General features: G+C 66.1%; 4 protein-coding genes. All 4 read right to left on the bottom strand.

What is annotated here, in order from left to right; genetic code table 11:
- The coding region (locus tag SX243_25715; GenBank protein ID MDY7096388.1) for a GNAT family N-acetyltransferase at positions 1-1,068 on the bottom strand (1,068 nt) is incomplete at its 3' end.
- A complete protein-coding gene (locus tag SX243_25710; GenBank protein ID MDY7096387.1) occupies positions 1,065-1,637 on the bottom strand; it encodes a cytochrome c in 573 nt (190 codons plus the stop codon). The genes SX243_25710 and SX243_25715, both read right to left, overlap by 4 nt.
- A 127-nt stretch (positions 1,638-1,764) precedes the next feature.
- On the bottom strand, positions 1,765-2,607 hold the full coding sequence (locus SX243_25705) for a phosphate ABC transporter ATP-binding protein (protein MDY7096386.1): 843 nt from the start codon (positions 2,605-2,607) through the stop codon (positions 1,765-1,767).
- The coding region (locus SX243_25700) for a phosphate ABC transporter ATP-binding protein (protein MDY7096385.1) at positions 2,600-2,902 on the bottom strand (303 nt) is incomplete at its 5' end. The genes SX243_25700 and SX243_25705, both read right to left, overlap by 8 nt.

Here is a 2,902-nt window from a genome sequence, read left to right as displayed (position 1 = left end):
GGGGATATAGGCCACCGGTACGAACCCCCGCTCCACCAACGTGCGCTGCATCCGCGGTGCATAGGCGCTGACATCGATCTCCAGCGCCCGGACATTGGGCAGGTCGGCACATTCCCGCTCCAGATTCTCGAGCAGGAAGGGGATGGAATGCTCCTCCAGAATGATCAGCTCGAAGACCCGGATGTTGCCCTCGTACTCGTCGTAGGTGTAGCCCAAGGCGCCGGCGATGTGGCTGCCCTTGCGGGCGATGATGTAGGAGGAGCGGTGAGCCTGGAGCTTGAAGAAGCCATAGTGCAGCCGCAGGGGACCGAAGACCTCCCGATCCTGCCGCCGGCCACGCTCGATGCGCAGCAGCGAGGAATAGCCTTCGTCGGTGAGCTCTTGGATTTCGTAGTCCTCGCCGCCGGGATAGGAGGGCTCCCGTTCCACCACGATGGCGTCCGGTTCCATGCTGACATTGCGGAACGCCGCCATGGCCATGGGATAGACTTCGGGAATCACTCGTGGATGATTCCGACGCAGGCGCAGGGCGTGGCCAAAGTACTGCACCAGCAGGGCCACGCTGTCGCGGTAGTCGCCGAAGCGATGCTTGGAGGCCAGGAAGCCCACCGGAGCAAAGCCATAGCGGCGGCTGATCTTCTGAGCGAACGGGTGGGCCACCCGCGCCTCCACCAATCCCACCTGGAGCCGATCCCGCACCCGCCGCAGACGCTCCTCCATCAGCAGCTTGCCCAGACCCCGGCCGCGGGCGTCGGGGTGCACCACCAGGCGGCCGAACTCCCCCACCAGGTCCGAATAGGCCCCCACCTCCAGGATCACGGCGGCGGTACCGAGAATCCGTCCCGCCGCGGTGTCCTCGGCCACCAACACCAGCGTGTCTTCGCCGAAGATGATCTTCTTCATCTGGTGGACGTCGAAGAAATGAGGGTAGGTGTAATCGCCGCCGTAGACGGCGCGAAAGATCTCGCACACCGCCTGGGCGTCCTCGTCCCCGGCCTCCCGTATCCGGATGGAGGAATTCGGACCGGCGGCGGTTTCCCCGACGGCGCTTCCGGTAGTCTGGCTCAACGGTTTCCGGGCTCCTCGCCCCCGGGTCCATCTCCGGCAGGACGACGCAGCGTGGGACTAGGCTGGGTGTCCTGGACAGAGGCCAGATAGGCCACCAGATCCCAGATCTTCCCCTCTACCTCCCCGCGGCTCTCCGCCCCCGGGCGTTCGAGCTGGAAGGTACTACCCCACACCGGCATCTCGCGGCTGCCGTGGCCGAGGATCTCGTCGGTTCCCTCGATCTGCAGGTAGACCTGCCCCGACGGGAAGCGGCCGCCGTGGCGGCGAGCCAGATCCGTGAGATCTCCGGGCGGAATCTTCAGCGCCTCCTCCATAGGGCCATGGCCCTGGGCCAGGGGGCCGTGGCAACTGGCGCAGTAGATGCGGTAGCTGCGCTCGCCGCGGGCGATGCGCTCGGGGCTGTCCAGGCTCGCCCCCCGGGGATGGGGCACCGCCGGCTGGGCCTGGATCTGGACTTGGGCCGGAACCATCAGGGTGAGGCCGGCGACCAGGATCGCCAGCGGCACCGCGGATCTCCGGAGGCCGTCGTTGGAGAGAAGGAAGTAAGCGATGGAAGAGATCAGGCGCATGACTCCGCTCCTGCGGCCCCTGAGCTTGGACGGGGCCGGCAATCAAAAGGGGTATTTCACTACCCCAAGCCTACCAGCGCGGGCGCTACCGATCTATACGAGGGAAGGACACTGCCTGCGCCCCGCATCAGCCATAGCGGCCCTCGATGTAGTCCGCCGTCTCCGGCCGCTGAGGGGTGACGAACATCTCCTCCGTGGCGGTGTGCTCCATCACCTTGCCGTGGAGCATGAAGACACACTCATCGCTGGCTCGGCGCGCCTGGGCCATATTGTGGGTGACGATGAGGATGGTGTAGCGGCCCCGCAGCTCCCACAGCAGCTCCTCCACCGCCTCGGTGCCTTGGGGATCGAGGGCGGAGCACGGCTCGTCCATCAACAACACCGACGGCTTCACCGGCAGCAGACGGGCGATGCACAGCTTCTGCTGCTCCTCCAGAGACAGATCCCGAGCCTCCCAATGCAGCCGGTCTTTCACCGTGTCCCACAGCAGCACCTGGCGCAGAGCGGCCTCGACGATGGCGTCCTCGTCCCTGCGGCTGGCGCCGGGCTGATGCAGCCGATGGCCGAAGAGCACGTTGTCGCGGATCGACAGCGGCAGGGGGTTGGGCCGCTGGAAGACCATTCCCACTTCCTTGCGCAACTGCACCAGCTCCACTGTCGGAGCGTAGACGTCGTGGCCCAGCACCTCCACGGTGCCGGTGGTGCGCACGTAGCCCAGACGCTCGTTGATGCGGTTGACGCTGCGCAGGAAGGTCGATTTGCCACAGCCGGAGGGACCGATCATGGCGGTGATCAGCCCGTGGCGGACCTCCAGGTCGACATCGAAGAGAGCCTGGAAGGTGCCGTACCAGAGATTCAGCTCCCGGGTTCGGATGGCGGGGGCCTGCTCCTTCTGGTCCGGCCCCGCCGGGGCCTTCGTCGTCGGGTCCTTCTCCGTGGGAACCTGGCGGCTCGGGGTCGAATCAGCCAAACTGTCCCTCCACATAGGCTCGGGTCCGAGGATCCGTCACCGGTCCGGTGAATAGATCCTCCGTCACACCCACCTCCACCAGCTCGCCGCTGAGGAAGAAGGCGGTGCGGTCCGCCAGCCGGCGGGCCTGCTGCACCAGGTTGGTCACCAACACGATGGTGAGCTCTTCCTTGAGCTCCTTGAGCACGTCCTCGATCTTCATGGTGGTCACCGGATCGACGGCGATGGAGAACTCGTCCAACAGGAGCAGATCCGGATCCTGAGACAGCGCCCGGGCGATGGTGAGCCGCTGCTG

The sequence above is a fragment of the Acidobacteriota bacterium genome (assembly GCA_034211275.1).
Classification (GTDB): Bacteria; Acidobacteriota; Thermoanaerobaculia; order Multivoradales; family JAHZIX01; genus JAGQSE01.
The sequence above is the reverse complement of the archived record's forward strand: the minus strand, read 5'-3'. Positions and strand labels throughout refer to the sequence as shown.